A 23,791-nucleotide genomic window follows, 5' to 3' on the forward strand; every position below is an offset into this window, starting at 1 on the left:
TTTTAATTGACTCCGGACCGGCGACAGGATACGCAGTGAGCAAGCAATTATATAAGTCGACGGCGATAGTCGGCAGCATGACGATGATATCGCGAGTCATGGGCTTTATCCGGGACATGTTGGTCGCAAACCTGTTTGGCGTCAACGCCGATACCGATGCCTTCTTCGTGGCGTTTCGGATTCCGAATTTATTGCGGCGTTTGTTTGCCGAGGGTGCGTTCGCCCATGCCTTCGTACCGGTACTTGCCGAATATAGCGGGCAAGGCGAACGTTCCGCGTTGCGAGGCTTCATCGATCGTACCTTCGGTACGCTGGCGGGGTTGTTGTTTTTAATGACGTTGTTGGGCACGATGGCCGCGCCCTTGCTGATACTCTTGGTGGCGCCGGGATTCGTCGCCGATCACGCTCATTTCGTGCCGGCGGCGGAGATGCTCAGAATCACATTGCCGTATCTGTTTTTCATCTCGCTGGTAGCGTTCGCCGGGGCAATCCTGAACGCGGAGGGCCGATTCGCGGTCCCGGCACTGACGCCGGTCATCTTGAATCTGGTGATGATCGCGGCGGCGGTCTGGCTGGCTCCCCATCTGGAGCGGCCGATCACCGCATTGGCTTGGGGCGTATTCGCGGCGGGGATTATGCAGCTGTTGTTTCAAATTCCGTCGCTTTGGCGAATTGGTTTGATGCCGAGGCCGCGCTGGGCTTACCGCGATCCGGGCGTACAGCGCGTCGTCAAGCTGATGTTGCCGGCCATTTTCGGCGTCTCGGTGGCCCAGATCAACATGCTGGTTGGTACGTTGATCGCCTCCTTTCTGGCGGCCGGTAGCGTGTCCTGGCTGTATTATTCCGACCGTCTGGTAGAGTTCCCGCTCGGCATTCTCGGCGTCGCGTTGTCGACGGTGATTTTACCGAATCTATCGAAAAACCATATCGCCGCCGACCGTGCCGCATTTTCGGCGGCTCTGGATTGGGGGTTAAAGCTGGTGGTGCTGATCGGCGTGCCGGCCACCCTGGGATTGACCCAATTGGCCGAGCCGCTATTATCCACATTGTTTCAATACCATGAGTTCGGTGTCGAAGACGTGCATATGACGGGCAGAAGCCTAGCCGCCTACGCACTGGGTTTACTGGCTTTGATGTTGATCAAAATCCTGGTTCCGGGTTTTACCGCTCGCCTGGATACCCGATCGCCAGTGCGCTTCGGGATGAGTGCCGTCGCCGCGAACGGGGTGTTGAATCTGTTGTTGGTGCCGTTTTTAGCACACGCCGGGGTGGCGCTGGCCGCCACGCTCGCCGCCTATCTGAATGCCGGGCTGTTACTGAACGCCTTATTGCGGAACGGCACCTATCGGCCGCGGCCGGGCTGGTTGGCGTTCGCGGCTAGGATTGTGATCGCGTCCGCGACGATGTCGGGCTTTTTGATTTACTTTGTCCAGCCGGAAGTCTGGTTCAGCTGGGGCGCCGGCCAGCGCGGCCTGCAACTCGGCGCGGCGGTCGGCGGGGCGATCGCAGTGTATGCGGCGGTGCTTTTGATCTGCGGTTTGCGGCCGAGGGACTTGAGTTTTTCCGTCGCGCCATCATAGTCATGTAGAATAATTGGGGTTCGACGAAGTCGAATAAACGTTTAATTCAGTCAACTATCTATGAAAACGAAAACAATCGGTTTTATCGGCGGCGGCAACATGGCGACCAGTTTGATCCGCGGCCTGATCGCCAGCGGCCATTCGCCCCGGCAGATCTGGGTATCGGACACTTCGGCTGAGCTGTTGAACGCCCACGCCGATCAACTGCACGTGAATACCGCCCGCGATAACGCGACCGTCGTTAACGAAGCCGAGGTCGTCGTGTTGGCGATCAAGCCGCAAGTATTGCGCGAGGTGGCGCTGGAAATCGCGCCACTACTGAAACACAAGCATGGGTTGATGGTTTCGATCGCCGCCGGTATCGGACAGCGGAGCTTGGCGTTATGGCTGGGCGGCGACACGGCGATCGTGCGCTGTATGCCCAACACGCCGGCCTTGGTTTTGACCGGCGCCACCGCATTGCACGCCAACGCCAATGTCAACGACGAACAAAAAGACTTGGCGGAGAACATCCTGCGAGCGGTTGGGCTGACGTTGTGGGTGGATGACGAAGCCGAATTGGACACGGTCACCGCGGTATCCGGCAGCGGTCCAGCCTATTTCTTCCTGTTGATGGAAGCGATGGAAGCCGCCGCGTTGCAAATGGGCCTGGACGAACGTAGCGCCCGCTTGCTGATTCAGCAAACCGCGCTCGGCGCGGCGAAGATTGCTCTGGAATCGGCCGATTCGCCGGCCCAGTTGCGGGCCAGGGTGACCTCGCCTGGCGGCACCACGCAGCGCGCCGTCGAAACCTTCCAGCAGGGAGGCTTCGAGGCGCTGGTGTCCAAGGCTTTGCACGCGGCGCGGGATAGATCGGTTGAAATGGCCAAACAATTGGGAGCCGATTGATGGGAAGCAATTACATGACCGATCCGGTGGTATTCCTGATCGACACGCTGTTTTCGCTGTACATCCTGGCGGTGATGTTGCGGTTTTTGCTGCAGTGGACGCAGGCGGATTTTTACAATCCGGTCTCGCAGTTTCTGGTGAAAGTCACCCATCCGCCGTTGCGGGTGATGCGCCGCTTCATACCGGCATTCGGCCGCATCGACAGTTCGTCGCTCGTGCTGGCCTTGCTGTTGCAAATGTTGGCGAACTTTGCGATTTTGGCGGTCAAGGACTTGTCGGTCGGTTTTGTCGCGCTAGCCTTGCTGTCGTTCGCCGATCTGCTGAAAATCATCCTCGATATTTTCGTGTACGCGATTTTCGCGGCGGCGATTCTGAGCTGGTTCGCGCCCGGCAACTATAGCGGTGCGTCGTCGATACTTTACAGCTTGACCGAGCCCTTGCTGAACGTCTGCCGGCGGGTGATACCCGATTTAGGCGGCATAGACCTTTCGCCGTTGGCCGCGCTAGTGTTGCTGCAACTGGCTAAGATGATGGTATTGCCGCCGTTGCATCAATTGATCGCGATTTTGGGCTGACGAGGCGGGCGGCGATGCGCGGCACGTTGAAAACCACCACGTTGGTCGCGCTCGCGGCATTATTGCTGGTCGTCCCATCGGTTCAGGCCAAGAAGATGTATCGTTGGGTCGATGAAAACGGCAATGTCTATTTTTCCGACCAAGTGCCGCCGGACCAAGTCCAGCATAAGCGGGAAACTCTGACCGAGAAAGCCAGGATCGTCGAGACTGTCGAAAAAGCCAAGACCGCCGAGGAATTGGCCCAGCAAAAGCGTCTGGACGCGTTGCGCAAGGAACAGGAAAAAATCGTCGCCAAGCAGGCCGCCAACGACAAGGTGCTGCTCAGCACGTTTCGCAGTCTGGACGACATGGAAAAGGCCCTAGGCAACAAATTGGCTAGCTTCGACGCCAAACGTAAGGTCATTGAAGGTAATATCGAGCGATTGCAGAGCCAGTTGCTGAAGCAGGAACAGCAAGCCGCCGAACACGAACGCAACGGCCAGAAAGTGCCCGGCAAACTGCTCGACGAGATTGCCGCGACCAAGCAGCAAATCGGCCAGTCCAATCAGGAGTTGGCCGATCACCATAGCGAGCGCCAAAATACCGAAAAAGCCTTTCGGGCCGACATGGCGCGTTTCCAGTTTCTGACCCAGGCCAATGCCGACGCCAAGGCCGCCAATTCTTCGCTGGCCGCCAGCAACGCCGGCAACGAATTGGGATTGTTTGTTTGCCAGGACGCCGAACAATGCCAAAAAGCCTGGAAACTGGCCGGCGAGTTTGTCGCGGCCAATTCCAGCACCGGGCCCGATGTGGAGACCGAAAAATTGATCATGCGGGCCGCGCCGCAACAAGACGACGATTTGAGCCTGTCGGCTTCCTTGCTCGAGCAGGGCAAGGTCAGACAGATATTTCTGGATATTCGTTGCCGTCAGTCCAGTTTGGGCAACGAGCTTTGCAACAGCGCCAAAGTCAAGAGTTTGCGGCAAAGCTTCGCGCCGTATCTGCAATCCGGCTTAGCGGCGCAGCAATAAGGTGCCAACCCCCTGGTCGGTAAACAACTCCAGCAACACCGCGTGATCGACCCGGCCGTCGATGATGTGCACGCTGTTGACGCCGCCTTTTAGCGCGTCGGTCGCGCAGCGGGTTTTCGGAATCATGCCGCCGGAGATGGTGCCGTCGGCGATCAGTGCATCAATGTCCGGCATTCTCAAGCCGGTCAATAGCTTGCCTTGCTTGTCCAGGATGCCGGCGGTGTTGGTCAGCAACATCAGTTTTTCCGCTTTCAGCACTTCCGCGACCTTGCCGGCGACCAGATCGGCATTGATGTTGTAGGAATGGCCGTCCGCGCCGACGCCGATCGGCGCGATCACCGGGATGAAGTCGCTATGCACCAGCATGTCCACGACAGCCGGGTCTATGCTGCTAACCTCGCCGACATGGCCTAGATCGATGATTTCCGGCGCATCGTCGACATTGGCGCCGGCCTTGGTCATGGCGATCTTGCGGGCGTGGATGAAATTGCCGTCCTTGCCGGTCAGCCCGACGGCCTTGCCGCCGTGCATATTGATCAGATTGACGATTTCCTTATTCACCAAGCCGCCCAGCACCATTTCGACGACATCCATCGTTTCGCTGTCGGTGACGCGCATGCCGTCGACGAATTCCGAGGTCTTGCCGAGCCGGGTCAACAGATTGCCGATTTGCGGACCGCCGCCGTGGACGACGACCGGATTGATGCCGACCAATTTCATCATCACGATGTCGCGAGCGAAGCTATGTTTCAACGCGTCGTCGACCATCGCGTTGCCGCCGTATTTGATGACGACGGTCTTGTCCTTGAATTTTTGGATATAGGGCAGGGCTTCGATCAGAACGTGAGCGATTTGGTGTGGGGTGTTTTCTTTCATGAATGAGCTTAATTAAAAAGGTAGGTCTAGGTCGGGTTTGATTTGTAGCAACAGCTGTTTGAACTGATCTTGAATCCAGCGTAGCGCATCCTTGGTGTCCGCCTCGAAGCGGGCGGTCAGCGCCGGCGTGGTGTTGGACGCGCGAATCAGTCCCCAGCCGTCGGCGAATTCGATGCGCAGTCCGTCGATGTCGATGACCTTAGCGTTTGGGAAGCGGGCATTGCCGGCCAATTGGGTCATCACGGCAGCCGCTTCGCCCTCGGCGAGCGGAATCAGCAACTCCGGCGTGCTGATGCTGTCGGGCAGATCGGAGAACACGTCGCTGCTGGAACGCATGTCGGCCGACAGAATCTCGATCAAGCGCGCCGCCGCGTACAGGCCGTCGTCGAAGCCGAACCAGCGGTCGTTGAAAAAGATATGACCGCTCATTTCGCCGGCCAGCGCCGCGCCGGTCTCGTGGAGTTTGGCTTTCATCATCGAATGGCCACTCTTCCACATCAACGGCCGGCCGCCGCGCTTCCTGATTTGCTCTTCCAAATGCTTGGAGCATTTGACGTCGAAAATCACTTCAGAGCCAGGCTTGCCGGCCAGCACGTCACGGGCGAACAACATCAATTGCCGATCCGGCCAGATGATTTTGCCCGACGAATCGACCACGCCCAAGCGGTCGGCGTCCCCGTCGAACGCGACGCCGACATCGGCGCCGTAATGCTTGACCGCGCCGATCAGGTCCGCCAAATTCTCCGGCTTGCTGGGATCGGGATGGTGGTTGGGAAAATGCCCGTCGATATCGCAAAACAATTCGACAATATCGCAGCCCATGGTTTTCAACAGCATCGGGGCCAGCAAACCGGCGGCACCGTTGCCGCAATCGACAACGACCTTCATAGGACGGACCAGATGCACGTCGTCGGCGATCGTGCCGATATATTCGTTGCTGAACGAGGTATTCAGCTCGACCTTGCCGAGTTCGCCCTGGCGAAAGTCGCGGGCCAGCGTGCGCTGCTTGAGCTGCTGAATCGCCGGGCCGGCCAGGGTTTCGCCGTTTAGTACCAGTTTCAGTCCGTTGTAGTCGGGCGGATTGTGACTGCCGGTGATCATGATGCCGGTGCGGCCCTCGCAATGGCGGGCGACAAAATACAGTAGCGGCGTTGGCACCAGGCCGATGTCCAGCACGTTGCAACCGGTCGAGCGGATGCCGGCCACCAGGGCTTCGGCCAACGCCGGACTGGACAGCCGGCCGTCGCGGCCGACGACGACGGTGGGCACTTGTTGTTCCAGCGCCAGACTGGCGAAAGCGGCGCCGATGTCGCGCACGCCGTCCTGGGTCAGGCCGCGGCCGACAATGCCGCGAATGTCGTAGCCGCGAAAACTGTCGGCGAAGTCGTTGCGCGCGGGTCGTGGCGGCGGCGCGGATGGCTTGGGCGCCGGGCTGGAGGCCGGCGCTGGGTGTGGGGCCAGGCCGGGTTCGGTGTCGGCCGGTTGGCCTAGCGAAACCGGCGCGGTATTCAACGCGATCGGCGCCGTATTCAGCGAAATCGGCGCGGTGGCGACCGGTTTTGCCGCCGACTGAGGCGCTTCCTCGACGAAGTCGATGTCGAAGGATTCGTCGAAAAAGTCGTGGTCGTCGGCGAAACCGGTGCCGGTCGGCTCGGCGGTCTGTTCTTGTTGCAAGATGCGCTTGAATTGCGCCAGAGCCGAGATGATCGGCTGCATTTCTTCGAGCAATACCGGGTAGTTGCCGACCTTCTTGCCGGCCATCATGTCCTTGGCGGCTTTTAAAATCACGCTTTGGTCATGATGCAGAAAGTCGTGCAATTTGCGGTAGCCGATAAAGAATCCCAGGCAGGCCAACATGGCCGGAATCATGACAATGCTGGCGAACAATACCGTGTTGCCGGCGCTGTCGCCGCTACCGATCCAGAGATCGAGTTGCCAGCGGGTGTTGGTCAACGGCAGGGATTGCGGTTCGTCGAGTTTGGCGGCCGGGTTGCCGGCACTGGCAATCACGCTCTGGTCCTGTTTGATTTCGATCAGGCCCGCATTGAAAATGGTTCTGGACAGGAGTTGCTGAACCAGATCCGGTTTCAGGCTGACCAGTATGGCCCCCAGCGTCTGCTGGTTGGCGACGACGGCGCTGGTGATCGCCAGATGGCGGTGTTCGCCCTCGCCTTGCACCATCGGCTTTTGTTTGGCCGTCAACGTGGCGCGCACCATTTCCAGATCGGCGAAGCCCATGTTCGGCGTTTGCGTCAGTTCCGGCTCGCTGACGGTGGCCGGCAGAATGCGGACCCGCAAGGCCTGAGGTATCGCGTCTTGCAGCCGGGCGGCCAGCTTGTCCAAATCGGCGCGGCCTGCGCCGGCGGCCAGGGCATTGGCGACTTCGGGCGACTGCGCCAGACCGTCCACCACTTTTTGCAGGGTGTCGATCTGACTGGCAACGCCGACCGACATCACGCCGGCAATCGCGGTGACGCTAGATTGCTCGGTATCGCGGACGTTGGCCGCCGCCAGCCAGTAGCCGGCGGCACCGGTGACCAGCACCATCAAAGCCGCTATCGCGGCCACTATGCTAAATATTCGGCCCATCGCGGCGGCTCCGGATTTTAATGACGGCCGCTGTGGCCGAAGCCGCCGGCGCCGCGTTGGCTGTCGGCGAATTCGGCCACGCATTCGAATTCGGCCTGGACCACCGGAACGAACACCATTTGGGCGATGCGCTCGCCGACTTCGACGGTAAACGTCTCGCTGCCCCGGTTCCAGCACGATACGAAGATTTGGCCTTGATAATCCGAATCGATCAGGCCGACCAGGTTGCCGAGCACAATGCCGTGTTTATGGCCTAGGCCGGAGCGCGGCAACAATACAGCGGCCAGATGCGGATCGTCGATGTGAATCGCCAGGCCGGTCGGGATCAACGTGCTGGCGCCGGGTTGCAGCGTCAGCGGCGCGTCCAGGCAGGCCCTCAGGTCCAGGCCGGCCGAACCGTCGGTGGCGTATGCCGGCAGCGGAATGTCGTGGCCCAGACGGGGATCAAGAACTTTTAGTTGAATTTTTCGCATGAAAATGTTCCGCGATCAGAGTGATGAGTTGCTCGGCCAGGGCGGATTTTTCGGTCATCGCCAAGCTCGCGGCCCCGCAAGGCCAATAGACTTGCAGGGCATTGCGATCTCTGTCGAAACCGCCGTCTTCACGGCCAATCCAGTTGGCGGCGATCATGTCCAGATTTTTGGCGATCAATTTGCCTCGGGCGTAATTTTCCAGGTCGTCGGTTTCGGCGGCGAAGCCGACCACGAACGGCTTGGGCTTTAACGCGGCGACATCGGCGACGATGTCCGGATTTTGGGTTAATGCTATCACCGAGGCGCCCCGCCCCTTTTTTAATTTGACGGGGGCGATCTCGCTGGGTCGGTAATCGGCCACCGCCGCCGCGCCGATGTAGATATCGGCTTCGCTCATGCGTGTCATGACCGCCGCGTGCATGTCGGCGGCGGTTTCGACGTCGATGCGTTCGAGGCCCGGTGGTGTCGGCAACGCGACCGGGCCGCTGACCAGCGTGACTTGTGCACCGGCCCGAGCCGCCGCCGCCGCCAATGCGTATCCCATCTTGCCGGAACTGCGATTGCTGATAAAGCGCACCGGGTCCAGCGCTTCGCGGGTTGGGCCGGCGCTGACCACCAGTCGCGCGCCTCGTAGCGGTCGGTCCCGATCGTCCGACAACAGGCAGTCGCAAAGCTCGGCGGGCTCCAGCATCCGCCCCAGTCCCAGTTCGCCGCAAGCCTGTTCGCCGCTGGCAGGTCCCAACACGCGAGCGCCGTCGGCCGCCAGTGTAGCGAGATTGCGTTGGGTGGCGGGCTTGGCCCACATGGCTTGGTTCATGGCCGGTGCGACATAGACCGGACAGTCGGCGGCCAGCAGCAGCGTGGACAACAAGTCGTCGGCCAGACCGTGCGCCAATTTTGCCAGTAGATCGGCACTGGCCGGGGCGACGACGACGATGTCGGCCCAGCGTGCCAGATGAATGTGGCCCATCGCCTGTTCTTGACCGGCGTCCAATAACTGAAGGTGAACGGCGTGGCCGCTCAGCGCCTGGAAGGTCAGCGGGGCGACGAATTCGCGGGCGGCGGCGGTCATGACGACGCGCACGTCGCAGCCCTGCTTGCGCAACAGGCGAACCAATTCCGCCGCCTTGTAGGCCGCGATACCGCCGCAAACTCCCAGTAAAATGCGTTTGTTAATCGTCTTGCCCCAAAACGGTAAAGAGTTGGAATTATGGCAAACTCCCCCGGATTCTTCTATGCTTGACCCGTTTTTTCCGGCCGGGAGCGACAATGAGCATCAAGGATTGGTCGGCGGACGAACGTCCCCGCGAGAAGTTGTTGCAGCGCGGCGCGGCGGCCTTGTCCGATGCCGAATTGCTGGCGATTTTCCTGCGTACCGGTATCGCCGGCAAGACGGCAGTGGATATGGCGCGCGAGCTGTTGCGCGATTTCGGATCGTTGCGGGGGTTGCTGGCCGCCGACCGCCAGCGCTTTTGCGAAAGCAAGGGCCTGGGCGATGCCAAATACGCCCAGTTGCAAGCGGTCATGGAAATGGCGCGTCGGCATTTTTCCGAAGTGTTGCAGCGCGGCGACGCGCTGACTAGCCCGGATGCCACCCGCGCGTATCTGAGCGCGCAATTGCGCGGTTACGATTTCGAGGTGTTCGCCTGTCTGTTTCTGGATAATCAGCATCGGGTCATCCAGTGGGAAGAATTGTTTCGCGGCACGATAGACGGGGCCAGCGTTTACCCGCGCGAAGTTGCCAAGCGAGCTCTCTACCATGCGGCGGCGGCGGTGATCTTCGCCCACAATCATCCGTCCGGTATTAACGAGCCCAGTCAGGCCGACCGCTTGCTCACCGATAAGCTCAAACAAGCCCTCGGCTTGTTCGACATACGCGTACTGGATCATTTTATTGTCGGAGACGGCTTACCCTATTCGTTTGCCGAGCATGGCTTGATATGATATGACGCCGGGAAAGTCGGACGCGAGACTCGACTAGGGCGGCCGAGTCGAATCTCGGGAATCTTCGGGCATGCGCCGCTTGGACAGCATCAAGTCAATATCGATGGATTATAAGGATGAATGAAAAACGCAGGAGATTGCCCGCGCGGATGCTATACGGTGTCAGTTCGGTTTACCTGGGATTGGCATTTTGGGTTGCCGTTGCCTACGGCACCTACGGCACCTACGGCACCTTACCGGCCGCGCTCGGTGTGGCCGGGCTTTTGACGCTATCGGCCGCGATCAAGAATTACCAGGGTGGCGGCGTGTTTCTAGGCGGTACGTTGGCGTTAATGTTTTGCGTGGGTTTTGGATTGACCCCGCTACTGGATTATTCGCAACGCAAGGAAGATACGCTGTTCGCCAACCTTGGCCTTTGTATAGGGTTCGCGCTGCTTGCCGCCTGCTTATTTTGGTTCGGACATCAGCGACATGTAATTAAGGCGCGGCCGAACGCTGCCGAATCGGACAGTGACAACTCGCCGCCTGCAGGCGGACGGCCGATGCTTGTTTCTTCGAGCAAACCTCGCGCGGAGGCCTCGCTTTATCCGCCGACGCCAGTCGGGCGGGTGTTCTGGCTGTTGTTTTTTAGTTTGGGACTCTACGCTTGTTTCCTGATGTACCGCATCGTCAAGGATTTGACCGAAGTCAGCGAAACGCGTCTAAACCCGACGCGTTGCGCCTGGATGATGATGGTGCCCCTTTACAATTTGAACGTGTTCTATCAGGTGGCGCGGCGAGTTAGTCGCGTCGCGGGAAATCAGCGTTTCCGGTTCGGAGCCGCGCCCGGGACTTTGTTGGTGTTGATGATCGCCGGAGAACTCTTCGGCTGGCTGGCCCCAGGTTTTTTGTTACCGATCACGGTCGTTATCGGTGCCGTCCCCTGGTTGATATTGCAAGAAAGGATGAACCAGTTGCGCCGCAGTGCTGGGTTACCGTGGCGTGAGGAGCCGGATCGCTACAGTTGGCGGCAACGCGCCGTGTTGTTAGCGGGGTTGCCGTTCATGGTTTTCGCATTGTACCTCGGCAGGGGCGAGCTAGCGTTCTACACTGGGGAGCGTCTGCGAGCCGAACAAGTTGTCGCCGGTGTCGCGTCAAACTATCGTTTGACAATTCCGAGCGGAAAATGGCGACGGGCAAATTCCGGGAGCTTCCCCGATACCGATATGAAGCTGCTGACTTCGGCGGAAGACGAGTGGGTTTTGGTCAGAGTCCGACCCAGCGAACGGCAATCGCTGGATTACTATGTCGATCGGCGTCAGGCGTCGATTGCCGGGGACTGGCGCGATTTCAAGATCGAGGAGACCCGGACCTTGATATGGGCTGGCGAACTGCAACCGATGTCGTTGGCTCGGTATAGTCAAAACTCGCCTTTCACGTTTGGCGCCCACGAGCTTTATGTGGCAACGCTCGTTGCTCGCGACCAGGTGATCGAAGTCATCGGCCAGGGCCAAAAACAGTCGGCGGCCGACGTAGGGGCCTTGGTGCGAAGTTTTCGTTTGGCAACGGCTGGCAACGAATCATGAATAAAGCACTGGGACTGTTGTTGATGCTGGGTTGGGCGCTAGCGTGCGCGGCCGGTGGAACGGAAAGCAAATTGCGGCAAATCGGCTATTCCGCGAACTTGTTGCGTTGCCTAAAAACCGCGCGTCATTCCAGCTATCGGGAGTTGGCGCCAACGCCGGATCGCGTCCACGCTTTGGAAAGCGCCGGCTATGGTAGTGTGGCCTTGAGCGAGGAGCATCAATTCAAACTGTTGAAGAATGGTCAAGTCGAGGAAACCGTGACCGAGACGTGGTTGTATCTAACCAGCAGCGCCATCGAGAACGACGGCAACTTGGGGTTTTGGTTCGATGCGGCATCGCAACGCGCGGAAATTCAGGCCGCTTACGTGTTGCAGCCGGAAGGTGTCTCCACCGACGTCGAGCCGGATCTTTTGCAAATCAATACCGACAATTCACCCAATATTTTCAACGATAGTCTGTTCGTGACGATTCCGCTCACTCCGCTGAAGCCAGGCAGTATCGCCGTGCTGCGCTATAAAATCGTAACCGCGTCTAAAAAGGTACCGTTGCCCTGGTCGCGCAATCTATTTTCAGCCTATTTTTACCCGGTGGAACGCTTCCAAGTCGATGTCAGCTGGGACAGCGACGCGCGCAAACCGACGTGGAGGACAGATGACAGCAATCTGGCTTGTCACGAGGAGACTGCCGCCTTGCATTGCGCGACGTTGGGCGCGGTCGCGCCGCTGCCCTACGATCAACATATGCCCGCTCCGCAAGATCTGTTGCCGGTTTTGACGCTGGCGGAGCCCGACGATTGGCCGGCGATTTCCGCGCGGATCCGCACGTTGACCGATTCAGCATTGGCAAAAGACCAACGCTTGGACGCCGAGATCGGGCGGCTGAGTAACGGGGTTGCCAATCCCCGTCAATTATTCAAGCGCGTTGCGGCGTTCGTGGCGCGGGATATACGCTACGTTGGCCTGGAGCACGGCCACGGCGGCGTGATCCCGCGTCCCACTTCGGCGACGCTAGAGCGTCGCTTCGGCGATTGTAAGGATAAGGCCATGCTGTTCGTCGATCTGGCACGCCGCGCTGGTCTGGACGCATACCCGGTGTTGACCTCAACCAAGCGCAGAGCACTGAACAAATTGTTACTGCCGTCTTCGAGCTATTTCAATCATATGATTGCTTGCGTCAATTTCGGTAAAGACCAGGAGCAATGCACCGACTTGACCGATCCCGAGACTGCCGGCAGCCGCTTGCCGCATACGCTGCATGGCGCGGTGGCACTGACGGTCGGTCAAGACGGCGCAGCACCGCGCAACCTGCCCAGCGAGCCTTTTACGTGGGTGGCCAGCGTAAAGGCCGAGAATCGGTTGACCGAAGCCGGCAGCGTTGTCGAAACCTTGGTCAGGCGCTACGAGTCGCATTGGGCCGCCGGATTGCGGCGGGTCTTGGCGGCTAAATCCAAAGCCGAGTCCGAGCGTTGGCTATTGGAGGATTTTCGGGCGGTAATGGGCGACCAAGTCGCGCCCAGCGTTTCGGTGCAAGGACTCGAAACTTCCGAAGCCGGGATCGCGTTGAATTCGGTGACGGAATACCCCAATTTGTTTACGCTCGGACAGCTGACTTCCTATCAGGAGAGCGACTCGTGGCTGCGCGATTTGGCAAACGACGCCAAAACCTCGAATCGGCACTATCCCTATCGTTTTGACGGGATTGATTACCGTAGCGAGTTGAGTTTTCGGGTGCCGGCCGGAAGACGTGTCGCCAGCGGAGGCCCAAAAATCGATTACGTGTCGGCTTGGGGCGAGTTGCATCGGCATGTCCGTCAGGATGGCGAAGTCGTGACCGCCTATACCCGTTTGGAAATGCCAAAAGCCGAGATTCCGGTTGCCAAGATCGCCGAATACAATCGATTTTTAGAATTGGTCGGCTACGAGTCCCGGTTTAGATTCAGTCTAAGCGGAGGTTCGCAACAGTAACTGTCCCCGCCGTGAGCGGGACGCGGACGGGCGCTGCCCATCGCGGCGGCCGCCAGGCGGATGGCGGTGCGCAGTATAAATCTAGGTTTATAGTGCAGACGTTGTTGCCGCGCGAGTCGGGTAATCCGCCCAACAGACAGGGGCTTTCGCAAGATACCCACCGGGCAAAAGTACACCCGGCGCCGGATATCGCCGGCCATCAGCCGAACAAAAGCAGTCGGCGTCGGGGACTTAGCGATCGGAAAGGCCGAATTACTTGGGCTGTGGAGGATTTGAAATAAAGATGCGACAAATTGCCGCACTTTTTCTGGACAAAGCGGTTTTAGTTCACTAGAATGCGCCAACCTTGACTTAGGTCAAAACGAGCCAAAAGCTCGGCGTCTTTTGAGGGGGGAGAACGCAACCGTGTAAACGGTACAATAATAATAAGAGCGCAAGCAATTAACCTATCGGCATTGGCGGTAGGCGTCCAGAAAACATAAAAAACAACACCGGACGAAGCCCACTTTACGTGGGCTTTTTTATGTCCGCAAGATTGGTATACCTTGGGTTAAACCCGGCCGGCCGACAGGCGCTTTTGCAAGTCTTGTTGCTTGGCGCGGGCATCCGGCAGATTGCCGTACTCCAGCGAGGCGTCGCAGTCTTTCAGTGCGGCTTCGTTCTGTCCCAATTGCATTTTGGCGTAGCAGCGGTTGTTGTAGGCGATCGCTACGTCCTGTCTGGATACTTGGTCGGCGTCGTATAAGAAGTCGTAGCGGTTTAACGTGGCCAGCATGTTCGGCATATCGTTGCGCTTGGCGTAAAGCACCGAGATCTGGATGGCGGCATAGGCGCGGCCGTCATGTTCGGAGTTTGCGATTTCGGCATAATCGGCCAGCGCGGCGTCGGTCTGGCCCAGCGCCTCGTAAGCTTCGCCGCGCCGGGACAAGGCTTGCCAGTCGTTGCCGCGGTCGATCTGCGCACCGCAGGCGCGCACCGCCTCTTGATAGCGCTTCAATTTGACCAGCGCGGTGCATTGCAAATGGCTCCAGTCCTTGCGATAAATCCCCGCCAGCTTTTCGGCGGCGCTTTGATAGACGAGGACTTGTTCGTATTGTTTATTGGCGTTGTAAATGCCGGCCAAGCGGTCGTAAATGGCGGCGGTTGCCGCATTTTTCTGGGTTGCGTTTGGAAACGCAGTGCGGTCCAGGTCGGCCAGCGCCCGTCGGTACAGGGTTTCGGCGTTGGCGTAATGGCCAGCTCGGTACCAAACCGCGCCGATCTGTTGGTCCAACATGAAATGATTGCGACTGGTGTCGGTCGCGGCCAGTTCGATGTTGTGGCCCATGCTTTCGGCGGTCAGTTGCAACAGGTTGTTGGCTTGGCGTTCGTTGCCTTCGGTGCGGGCGATGCCGGTTAGAATGGGTTCCAGCGCGGCGCCGATGGCCAGGCTGTTTTGCGGGGTATACAAGGCCAGTGCTTGGCGGATGTCGGCTTGCAGGTCTCGTCCTTCCGCCACGTTGCGCAGGGCTTGATCGACGCAATCGGAGCGCTTTTCCGGCGCCTGCGCGAAGCATTCCGCCCCGGCGATATCCAGCAGGTCTTCGTAGAGATTCAAATACAGCAGTTTCAATGGCGATACGGCGGCGGCCGAATCGACGTGCTCCTGAGTAAACGCCAGCATCTCGGCCACCGAGCCGCCCCATTTGGGCGTCAAGGTATTCAGTTGCACCCGGTAGAGCGGGTAGTAGTCCGGGAAGCGGCGGATCGCCAGACGAAAGGCGCCGTCCATCGCCAGCGAGTTGCCGTAGCCTTGCAGTATGGCCAGCAGCAAATAGCGGCTATAGGGATTGGCGTCGTCGCGGGCGATGGCTTGAGCGATGTCGGTGGCGGCCAGCGAGTTCTCGACCTCGAAGCCGCCTCTGTGCCGCATGGAGACTTTGGCGGCGTAGTCGTGGCCGCGGATGCGCCAGCCGGTGTCGTAATGGTATTGGGCGCGCAGCAAGTAGGCTAGGGCCGGCGGTTGGTCTTGCGCCAACCATTGGTCCAGGCGTTGCAGCAGCGCGGTATTGCCGGGTACGACCATCAGCTTGACGAAGCGGTCGAAAGGGGCAAAGCCCCAGTCCTGGATGCGGCTTTGCGTTAATTGGACTTCCAATGCCCGGCCGGCGGCGGCGAAATCGCCGGCGAGCAGGGCTTGCCTGGCTTGCGCGGCTTGGTCGGCCAGCGTGGGAACGATGTCGCGGCCGGCCAGTAATTTATCGGCTTCGGTGGCGATATCCAAGGTCGAGGTGGGCGCGGGTGGCGGCAAGATCGGTTGAATGATGCGGGTCGGCGGCTCCGGCGCCGAGGCGGGTTGTAAAAAGGTCCAGGCCAGCGCTAGGCCGGCGGTCAAGCCCAGCAGCAGAAGTAATAACATCAGACGTAGCGACGTCGGCTCGGGTGGCGGAAAATCGGGATCGATATCAGTCATGGCAGTTAATTGCCGGATGGCCGGCAGCCTAGTTAAATTGTTAGTAGCTTAGACCAGGTTGCGAAATCTTGGCGTTTTCCGCTCTGGCCAGGCGAGGTCGGACTGGAACAATTGCGAACCCGCTCCGGGCCGGCATCTAAACGGCGGTAAAAATAACGGCCTAACTAGGCTGCCAGGTTTGTTAGAATGCGCCGGCCCGCGCTGGCGGCCGATGATGTTTAACCGTGTAGGAGTGACTGTGAAAGGACGATTCGCGCGCCGCGTGGCGCTGATTCCGTGGCTGGTTGGGTTGGTGGCTTGCGGCGGTTCCCGGCCGGCGAACGAACCTTTGCCGGTGGCGGCCGCGAGACCCGGCGAATTGCCGGTTAAGGCCTTTGCGGCCTTGCCGCTGATCGAGGATTTGACGCTGTCGCCCAGCGGCGATTATCTGGCCTTTATTCAAAATACCGACGGCCATAGTGCACTGGTTACCCAAAATCGTAGCGGCGGCGATAGTCGGGTGGTGATTACGTCCGATAACCAGAAATACCATATACGCGGCTTTACCTGGGTCAACAATCAACGGCTGCTGGTCAGGATGTGGTATCCGGATCGGGTGTCCGATTTGAAATTCACCCAGACTCGCTTGTTTGCGATTAACCGCGACGGCGGCGAGCTAAAGAGCGATCTGGTCAGGTTTCAAGATCCGGTGTTCGGCGGTCGGCGGCATATTCCGCAATTTCAGGATGCCTACGCCTTGATCCCCGGCGATGAGCGTCACATCTTGCTGATGCTGGACGAACGCCAGCAAGGCGCGCCTGACGTGTATCGTTTGGATGTTTACAGTGGCGAGCGGGAAACCGTGGCCGGCAACCCCGGTTATGTCAGGCGTTGGCTGGCTGATTTGCAAGGCCACGTTCGGGTCGGCCTGGGCTTGGTCGGAGGCAGTACCGAGCGGATTGTGTATCGCTCCGCGGCGGGCGGCGATTGGCAAACATTATTCGAGCATGACGCGGTGAAAGAAGACGGCATGCAGCCCTTGGGCTTCGACGCCGACCCGGATATCCTGTATTTACGCGGCCCGCACCAGGGTAGGTCGGCGATCTTTCGGATGCATTTGTCCGCGCCCAAGAGCGCTCCGGAACTGGTATACGCCGACCCGCGCTACGACGTGACGGGCGGTTTGATGTATTCGTCGGCCGGCAATCGGGTGCTCGGCGTGCATTACCGGGCCGCCACCGCGAAGTCGGTGTTTTGGGACGAGGATGCCCGCTTGGCACAGGCCAAGATCGATCAAGCCTTGCCGGATCGGGATAACGCGGTGATCAGCAGCGCCGGCAACCAAGTCATCGTATTGTCGTCGGGACCATCGCACGCGCCGGCCTATTACTGGTTAAACATGCATAACAATCAAATGGGGCGGCTGATCGACAGCTACCCACTGCTCGCGAATCAAACGTTGGCGGCATCTGAAATCGTGCATTTCAAGGCGCGTGACGGTTTGGAGCTGGAAGGCTATTTAACCAAGCCGCGCCAAGCCGGCGCCACCGCCGGCCCGGCCGTCGTGTTCCCGCACGGCGGGCCGTGGTCGCGAGACAGTCACGGCTTCAATCCGTGGACGCAATTTCTGGCCGATCGCGGCTGGACTGTGCTGCAGTTGAATTTTCGGGGGTCGGCCGGTTACGGTAACGACTTCGAGACTGCCGGATTTCGGCGTTGGGGCCTGGAAATGCAGGACGACATTACCGACGGCGTACGCTGGTTGACCGAGCAAAAATTGGTCGATCCGGCGAAAGTCTGCATCGTCGGCGCCAGTTACGGCGGTTATGCCGCATTGATGGGGGCGATCAAAACCCCGGAGCTGTACCGTTGCGCGGTCAGTCTGGCACCGGTCACCGATTTGCGACGCTTGCTGGACGAGTGGGGCGACATGCGTTGGCAGGATCATCGCTTGCGCGCCGAAATGGCCGAAAAAACCTTGGGCCATTGGTGGAGCGATAGGGCGCGTTTGAAGGATACTTCTCCGGTCGAGCAAGCCGCCCGTTTGCACACGCCGCTGCTGTTGGCGCACGGGGTCGGCGACTGGACCGTCAATGTCGGCCATTCGCGGGACATGGCCGACGCGTTGGCCAGTGCCGGTTTTAAGGATGTGCGCTACGTCGAAATGGAAGACGCGGATCATTATCTGACCCGCGAGGAAGATCGCTTGCGGTTTTTCGGCGAAATGGACGCGTTTTTGCGGCGTTTTCGCTAGCCGGGTTTCGGCTTATTCGCTGTCTTGAGTCGGTCGGGACTGGCTGAGTACCCGTTCGGCCAGACGCGAGAACGGCATGCTTTGCACCCACACCGAGCCGGTGCCGGACAGCGTCGCCAGAAACAAGCCTTCGCCGCCGAACAGCATGCTTTTCAAACCGCCGCTCATCGCGATACCGTAATCGATGTCGCCGCTGAAAGCCACCAGGCAGCCGGTATCCAAACGCAGGGTTTCGTTGCGCAGATCCTTGCGGACGATGGTGCCGCCGGCATGAATGAAGGCCATGCCGTCACCGCGCAAGCGCTCCAGAATAAAGCCTTCGCCGCCGAAAAAGCCGCTGCCCAGGCGTTTGTTGAAGGCGATGTCCACCTGGGTGCCGAAGGCGGCGGCCAGAAAGGCGGTGCGCTGGCAGATGACTTCCTCGCCAAGCTCGGCCAGATTCAGCGGGATCACCGAACCCGGAAATGGCGCGGAAAAGGCCACCTTGCGCTTTTGACCGCCGCGATTGCTGAAATGGGTCAGGAACACCGATTCACCGGTCAGCATGCGCTTGCCCAGGCCGAACAACTTGTCCATCACGCCGCCGGAGCCGTCGCCCATCTTGGTTTCGAAGTCGATGTCCTGCTCCATGTAGGTCATCGCGCCGGCTTCGGCGATCACGGTTTCGTTGGGGTCCAGTTCGATTTCGACCATTTGTATGTCATGGCCGACAATGTGGTAATCGACTTCGTGGCAACGCATGCTGTCCTCCTCGGGGATAGTGGCTGAATGCTTGACCGGTCAGCCGAATGCCGGCCGGCCGGAACTGGATCAGGCCAATAGATTGATCAGAATTTGTCGGTAGAGCGAACTCAGGCGCTCCAGATCGGCCAGATCGATATGTTCGTTGATTTTGTGAATGCTGGCGTTGATCGGGCCCAATTCGATGACTTGGGCGCCGGTCGGCGCGACGAAGCGGCCGTCGGAAGTGCCGCCGCCGGTGTCGTCTCGGGTCGCATAACCGCAAATGTGTTCGATAGCCGCATGGGTGGCTTCTTTCAATTCACCTTGGGCGGTCAGAAACGGATGGCCCGATAAGCGCCAGTCCAGTTGATAGCGTAAACCGAAGCGGTCCAGAATCTCGACGGTGCGGGTCTTGATCGTGGCTTCGTCCAGCTCGGTGCTGAAGCGCAAATTGAATTGGGCGACCAGTTCGCCAGGAATCACGTTTTCGGCGCCGGTACCGGAATTTAAATTAGAGACTTGTAAACGGGTCGGCGGGAAGAAGGCGTTGCCGTGGTCCCAGATTTCCTCGGTCAGCGCCTGCAAGGCCGGCGCGAAACGATGAATTGGGTTGTCGGCCAGCTCCGGGTAGGCAACGTGACCCTGAATGCCGAACACTGTCAGTTTGGCATTCAAGGAACCGCGCCGGCCGACCCGTATCACGTCGCCGAGTTTGGCCGCGCTGGACGGTTCGCCGACCAGGCACCAGTCCATGGTTTCGCCGCGGCCTTGCAGAGCTTCGACGACCTTGACCACGCCGTCGGTGGCCGGCCCCTCTTCGTCGCTGGTCATCAACAGCGCGATCGAGCCGCGATGCTCGGGGTGTTCGGCGATAAAACCTGCGACGGCGGTGACGAAGGCGGCGATGCTGCCCTTCATGTCGGCGCTGCCGCGGCCGTAGAGTTTGCCGTCGCGTAGCGTCGGCTCGAACGGCGGACTGTCCCACTTCTCCAGAGGGCCGGGCGGCACCACGTCGGTGTGGCCGAGGAACACTAGTAGCGGTGCCTGGGTGCCTTTACGCAGCCACAAATTTTGGGTGTCGCCGAAATTCAGACGCTCGTCCTTAAAGCCCAGCGGAGCCAGGCGTTCGGCCAAGACGTCCTGGCAACCGGCATCGGCGGGCGTCACCGAGGCTCGGCGAATCAACGCCTGCAGCAAAGTCAGGGTTTCGCTCATGATGCGCTTGGATAACGATCGGCGGCGAAGCCGACGATCAATTGTTGCCCGTCGTCGAGTATCGGCCGCTTGATTAGCGTCGGCAATTCCAGCATCAGCGCCACGGCCTTGGTTTCGTCCAGATCGGCTTTTTGCGCGTCGCTCAACGAGCGCCAGCTGGTGCTGCGCTGATTCAACACCGTGTTCCAGCCGGCGTGGGCGACAAAGCGTCGCAGCAGGGCTTCATCCAAGCCGTCAACTCGGAAATCGTGGAAGCGGTAATTCACGCCGCGTCCGTCCAGACAGGCGCGCGCCTTCTTGACGGTATCGCAGTTTTTGATTCCGTAAAGCACGAGCATGGCTGTCAGGCGTCTCCGGCCAGCAATTCTTCCAGGCTAGGCAGGGTTTCGTCGGCCTTGGCGCGAGCTTTGTAGACGTCGACGAATTCCATGAAGGCTTGTTCGAGGTCGTCGAGGACTTCTTCCTCGTCGGCGACTTCGTCTTCCGGGATTTCGCCGGAGTCCAGATAGTCTTTTTGAATTGCAATTTCGCCGTTCAGCGACAGCAGGGCGAGGATGAGTGCGTTATTGGAGATGTTTTCGGCCATGGCTAGATTCGAATTGAGTTGATCGGAAAGGAATGTTTGCTGTTGGCGGGACGCTCCGTGCGTCGGGCGAGAATCCTTGAACAGATTGCCGCTAGAGTACCATTTTCCGGGTGGCGGCGCTTGCCCGTTTTTGGAGCCACCCTTCGGAGGTATATCGAAAAAACGCTGCAAATCATGCGAAAATGCCCGGTATAAGGCTGTGGCGCTTGGCCGGCCGGTTAAGGAGTCTCTCGACAGTAGCATGCAAACCCATCCCGGCAGCGAATTTCAGGCAACAAATCAAGGTGTCGAATACATGGCATTAGATTGCGGCGATCAAGCCCGTATCTTGCAATTGCAGCAGGATATTCTGCGGTTGGTGGCCCTGGGTTACGATGCCGTCGAAGTGTGTCGGCAAATTTGTTTGCTGGAAGAGCAGTTGTTGCCCAATGCGGTCGCTTCGGTGATGTTATTGGACGACGAAGGCCAACGTTTGCACGTGTTCGCGGCGCCCAGTGTTCCGGTCGAGGGCGTCGCCCAACTGAACGGTTTGCGACCTGGACCTGGTGCGGGTTCTTGCGGGAACGCGGTATTTCGGCGAGAACCGGTTTTCGTCGAAAATACCCATACCGACCCGCGTTGGCAGGACCTTCGCCAACTGGCCTGCAATTTCAACATCGGTGCCTGTTGGTCGATGCCGATACGAGGCAAGGGCGGCCGGGTGATCGGTTCGTTCGCGCTGTCCAGCTTCGAACATCGCCTGCCTAGCCCGTTCCATCACAAGTTGTTGGAAATCGGCGCTTTCATTGTCGGCATCGTGCTGGAGCAGCGTAGAGCAAATGAACAGCTGCATCTGGCCGGTAAGGTGTTCGAGTACAGTACCGAAGGGATCATGATCACCGATGCCGGCAACCGCATCGTTTCGGTCAACCGAGCATTTACCCGCATTACCGGATACGCGCTCGACCAAGTCAAGGGCAAGAATCCGTCGCTGCTATCGGCTGGACGGCACGGTCCCGCGTTTTACCAAAAAATGTGGCAAAGCTTGGCCGCCAACGGTTATTGGCAAGGCGAAATCTGGAACAAAGCCCGCGACGGCCGGGTTTATCCCGAATGGCTAAGCATTACCGCGATCAACGGCGGAGATGGGAAGCTGGGTCACTATCTGGGCATCTTTTCCGACCTCAGCGACAAGAAACGTAGTGATGAAATCATTTGGCGGCAAGCGAATTACGATGCGCTGACCGGCTTGCCGAACCGCAACCGTTTTTACGACCGTCTGGAACAAGCGATCAAAGCGGCCCTCCACAACGGAGGCCGGTTGGCGTTGCTGTTGATCGATCTGGATCATTTTAAGGAAGTCAACGACACGGTTGGCCATGCCTATGGCGACGCCCTGCTAAAGGCCGCCGGCGAGCGTTTGCAGGCTTGTGCCGGTCAAAATAGCGTATTGGCTCGGTTGGGCGGCGACGAATTCACGTTGATCTTGCCCGACATTGCCGACAACGTAAGCGTCGAGCAAACCGCGCAAACGTTTTTGGATACATTGGCCGCGCCTTTCGTGCTGGATGGGGCCGCCAGCTATCTGTCCGCCAGTATCGGTATCGCCCTGTTCCCGGACGATGCCGTCGGCATCGACGCTCTGCTGAAATATGCCGATCAGGCCATGTACGCCGCCAAGAACCAGGGGCGCAATGCCTGGCGCTATTTTACGCCAGCCCTGCAAATCGCCGCCGAACATCGTTCCAGGACTTCCAGCGATTTGCGCGAAGCCTTGGCCCGCGGTCAATTCCATTTGGTTTATCAGCCTATTGTCGAGCTAGCGACCGGGCGAATTCGCAAGGCCGAGGCCTTGATTCGTTGGCAACATCCGCAACGCGGGTTCATCAGTCCGGCCGAATTCATTCCACTGGCGGAGGAAACCCGCTTGATCCGGGAGATAGGCGGCTGGGTGTTCGAGCGCGCGGTCGAACAGGTCGCGGCCTGGCAAGCCGCGTATGGCGCCGATTTTCAAATCAGCGTGAACAAGTCGCCGCTGCAATTCAAGGGTGACGAAGACTGGGTGGGGTATTTGGTCGGCTTGGGTTTATCCGGGCACAGCATCGTGGTCGAGATCACCGAAGGCTTGCTGCTGGATGCGGACGAGCAGGTTTCAAACAAACTATTGGCGTTTCGCGATGCCGGTATCCAAGTAGCGATCGACGACTTCGGTACCGGTTATTCGTCGTTGTCGTATTTAAAAAAGTTCGACATCGATTACTTGAAAATCGACCAATCGTTTGTCCGTAATCTGGCGCCGGACTCCAGCGATCTGGTACTCTGCGAAGCCATCGTGACGATGGCGCACCGCTTGGGGATGCAAGTGATAGCCGAGGGCGTCGAAACTCGAGAACAGCGGGACTTGTTAAGCGCGGCCGGCTGCGATTTCGCCCAGGGCTATTGGTTTGCCAAGCCGTTGAGCGTAGCGGATTTCGAGACTATGTTGGCTAGGGTTGGCTAATTTTCGACCAACCCGGTTGGGTTCAGGCGTTTGCAAGTCTTCGACAGCGTCGAGTGAATACCGCTTATTGTTGATGTCGAATAAAGTCGTCAAGTCGATCGCTATACTCCTCCGGAGCTATCGATAAATTCGATTGCACGGCCATACACACCACGGATGGGTCGAGTTGCAGATTTCCGGCAATGAGGTTTTCGAAATCTTGTTGACTCCAGATGCCTTGATAAATCGGAGTCGTCATTAAGCGAATATTAGCCGGTTTTAGAATCTCTTCAACATAGATGCCGTAAATGGAATATTCGGAAAAATATTCAGCCTCGAATAATACCTGTTGCCACGGTTTTTGGTGTTTATCCTGTCGATATTGAGCGTAACATTCCGTTTTATTTTATGGGGGTCTGTTTGAATCGGTTTTTACTATTGTGATTCTTTCAGAGCCGGGATGAGTCTGGCCGGTAAATTGACATTGAGAAAGTGTGTCTCATTTTGGTCGCATTAATTACGCTTTTCCTTGACCGGAACATCTCGGAACTCTTGCCTAACTCTTTCGCGCGGCACCGAGAATAAAAAATAACCCCGTAAAAAATGCAAGGCTTTGGATTTCTTAATTTGCCGGACATTTCGAATGGGTTGGCGGAGCCA

At 58.7% G+C, this 23,791-nt stretch carries 18 protein-coding genes; 9 read left to right on the forward strand and 9 right to left on the reverse strand.

What is annotated here, in order from left to right; all coding sequences use genetic code 11:
* The first annotated feature begins 35 nt into the window (after nucleotides 1-35).
* The 4 genes from murJ to BJL95_RS08815 are packed head-to-tail and all read left to right on the forward strand — an operon-like array spanning nucleotide 36 to nucleotide 4,053.
* Nucleotides 36-1,580, forward strand: a complete 1,545-nt coding sequence (gene murJ / locus BJL95_RS08800; RefSeq protein WP_071157223.1) for a murein biosynthesis integral membrane protein MurJ — start codon at nucleotides 36-38, stop codon at nucleotides 1,578-1,580.
* A 60-nt stretch (nucleotides 1,581-1,640) separates the two neighbouring features.
* Nucleotides 1,641-2,468 (forward strand): pyrroline-5-carboxylate reductase, encoded by an 828-nt coding sequence (proC, locus tag BJL95_RS08805; RefSeq protein WP_064025274.1) that lies wholly within the window; start codon nucleotides 1,641-1,643, stop codon nucleotides 2,466-2,468.
* Nucleotides 2,468-3,043 carry a YggT family protein gene (locus BJL95_RS08810; protein WP_071157225.1) on the forward strand — a complete coding sequence of 192 codons (576 nt, stop codon included), beginning with the start codon at nucleotides 2,468-2,470 and terminating at the stop codon, nucleotides 3,041-3,043. The genes proC and BJL95_RS08810 overlap by 1 nt, the downstream gene beginning before the upstream one ends.
* A 14-nt stretch (nucleotides 3,044-3,057) precedes the next feature.
* Nucleotides 3,058-4,053 carry a DUF4124 domain-containing protein gene (locus tag BJL95_RS08815; RefSeq protein WP_071157227.1) on the forward strand — a complete coding sequence of 332 codons (996 nt, stop codon included), beginning with the start codon at nucleotides 3,058-3,060 and terminating at the stop codon, nucleotides 4,051-4,053.
* Here the strand turns inward: BJL95_RS08815 and argB are convergent.
* From argB to coaBC, 4 genes are read right to left on the reverse strand one after another with little or no spacing between them, the layout of a single operon-like run.
* A complete protein-coding gene (argB, locus tag BJL95_RS08820; RefSeq protein WP_071157229.1) occupies nucleotides 4,036-4,929 on the reverse strand; it encodes an acetylglutamate kinase in 894 nt (297 codons plus the stop codon). The genes BJL95_RS08815 and argB overlap by 18 nt on opposite strands.
* 12 nt (nucleotides 4,930-4,941) lie before the next feature.
* A complete protein-coding gene (locus BJL95_RS08825) occupies nucleotides 4,942-7,518 on the reverse strand; it encodes a phosphomannomutase/phosphoglucomutase (protein WP_071157231.1) in 2,577 nt (858 codons plus the stop codon).
* 17 nt (nucleotides 7,519-7,535) lie between these two features.
* Nucleotides 7,536-7,991, reverse strand: coding sequence for a dUTP diphosphatase (gene dut, locus BJL95_RS08830; RefSeq protein ID WP_071157233.1), 456 nt, complete (start codon nucleotides 7,989-7,991; stop codon nucleotides 7,536-7,538).
* The gene (coaBC, locus tag BJL95_RS08835) at nucleotides 7,963-9,168 is read right to left on the reverse strand and encodes a bifunctional phosphopantothenoylcysteine decarboxylase/phosphopantothenate--cysteine ligase CoaBC (protein WP_071157299.1); all 1,206 of its coding nucleotides are present in this window, start codon (nucleotides 9,166-9,168) and stop codon (nucleotides 7,963-7,965) included. Before coaBC ends, dut begins: the two co-directional genes overlap by 29 nt.
* A gap of 92 nt (nucleotides 9,169-9,260) precedes the next feature.
* On the opposite strand from coaBC, the gene radC reads away from it, so the two are divergent.
* The 3 genes from radC (at nucleotide 9,261) to BJL95_RS08850 (ending at nucleotide 13,464) form a co-directional block, all read left to right on the forward strand.
* On the forward strand, nucleotides 9,261-9,935 hold the full coding sequence (radC, locus tag BJL95_RS08840; protein WP_064031008.1) for a DNA repair protein RadC: 675 nt from the start codon (nucleotides 9,261-9,263) through the stop codon (nucleotides 9,933-9,935).
* Between the two features lie 116 nt (nucleotides 9,936-10,051).
* Nucleotides 10,052-11,500 (forward strand): hypothetical protein, encoded by a 1,449-nt coding sequence (locus BJL95_RS08845; protein WP_139306183.1) that lies wholly within the window; start codon nucleotides 10,052-10,054, stop codon nucleotides 11,498-11,500.
* A complete protein-coding gene (locus tag BJL95_RS08850) occupies nucleotides 11,497-13,464 on the forward strand; it encodes a DUF3857 domain-containing transglutaminase family protein (protein WP_071157237.1) in 1,968 nt (655 codons plus the stop codon). Before BJL95_RS08845 ends, BJL95_RS08850 begins: the two co-directional genes overlap by 4 nt.
* Nucleotides 13,465-14,014: 550 nt before the next feature.
* Here the strand turns inward: BJL95_RS08850 and BJL95_RS08855 are convergent.
* Entirely contained in the window at nucleotides 14,015-15,916 is a 1,902-nt protein-coding gene (locus BJL95_RS08855; RefSeq protein WP_071157239.1) for a tetratricopeptide repeat protein, read from the reverse strand.
* A gap of 238 nt (nucleotides 15,917-16,154) precedes the next feature.
* Here BJL95_RS08855 and BJL95_RS08860 point away from each other — a divergent pair, with 238 nt between their 5' ends.
* Nucleotides 16,155-18,149 (forward strand): S9 family peptidase, encoded by a 1,995-nt coding sequence (locus BJL95_RS08860; RefSeq protein ID WP_071157241.1) that lies wholly within the window; start codon nucleotides 16,155-16,157, stop codon nucleotides 18,147-18,149.
* A gap of 12 nt (nucleotides 18,150-18,161) precedes the next feature.
* On the opposite strand, the gene BJL95_RS08865 is transcribed toward BJL95_RS08860, so the two are convergent.
* The 4 genes from BJL95_RS08865 to BJL95_RS08880 form a co-directional block, all read right to left on the reverse strand.
* Nucleotides 18,162-18,890: a TIGR00266 family protein gene (locus BJL95_RS08865; RefSeq protein ID WP_071157243.1), complete on the reverse strand. Its 729-nt coding sequence runs from the start codon at nucleotides 18,888-18,890 to the stop codon at nucleotides 18,162-18,164.
* Nucleotides 18,891-18,959: 69 nt separating this feature from the next.
* Nucleotides 18,960-20,087: a succinyl-diaminopimelate desuccinylase gene (dapE, locus tag BJL95_RS08870; protein ID WP_071157245.1), complete on the reverse strand. Its 1,128-nt coding sequence runs from the start codon at nucleotides 20,085-20,087 to the stop codon at nucleotides 18,960-18,962.
* Nucleotides 20,084-20,425: an ArsC family reductase gene (locus BJL95_RS08875; protein WP_064031001.1), complete on the reverse strand. Its 342-nt coding sequence runs from the start codon at nucleotides 20,423-20,425 to the stop codon at nucleotides 20,084-20,086. The genes dapE and BJL95_RS08875 overlap by 4 nt, the downstream gene beginning before the upstream one ends.
* A 5-nt stretch (nucleotides 20,426-20,430) precedes the next feature.
* Complete coding sequence (locus BJL95_RS08880; protein WP_064031000.1) at nucleotides 20,431-20,673, reverse strand: hypothetical protein; 243 nt, start codon at nucleotides 20,671-20,673, stop codon at nucleotides 20,431-20,433.
* A 241-nt stretch (nucleotides 20,674-20,914) separates the two neighbouring features.
* On the opposite strand from BJL95_RS08880, the gene BJL95_RS08885 reads away from it, so the two are divergent.
* Nucleotides 20,915-23,152, forward strand: a complete 2,238-nt coding sequence (locus BJL95_RS08885) for a bifunctional diguanylate cyclase/phosphodiesterase (protein ID WP_071157247.1) — start codon at nucleotides 20,915-20,917, stop codon at nucleotides 23,150-23,152.
* The last annotated feature ends 639 nt before the right edge of the window (nucleotides 23,153-23,791 follow it).

The sequence above is a fragment of the Methylomonas sp. LWB genome, assembly GCF_001856095.1.
GTDB lineage: Bacteria > Pseudomonadota > Gammaproteobacteria > Methylococcales > Methylomonadaceae > Methylomonas > Methylomonas koyamae_A.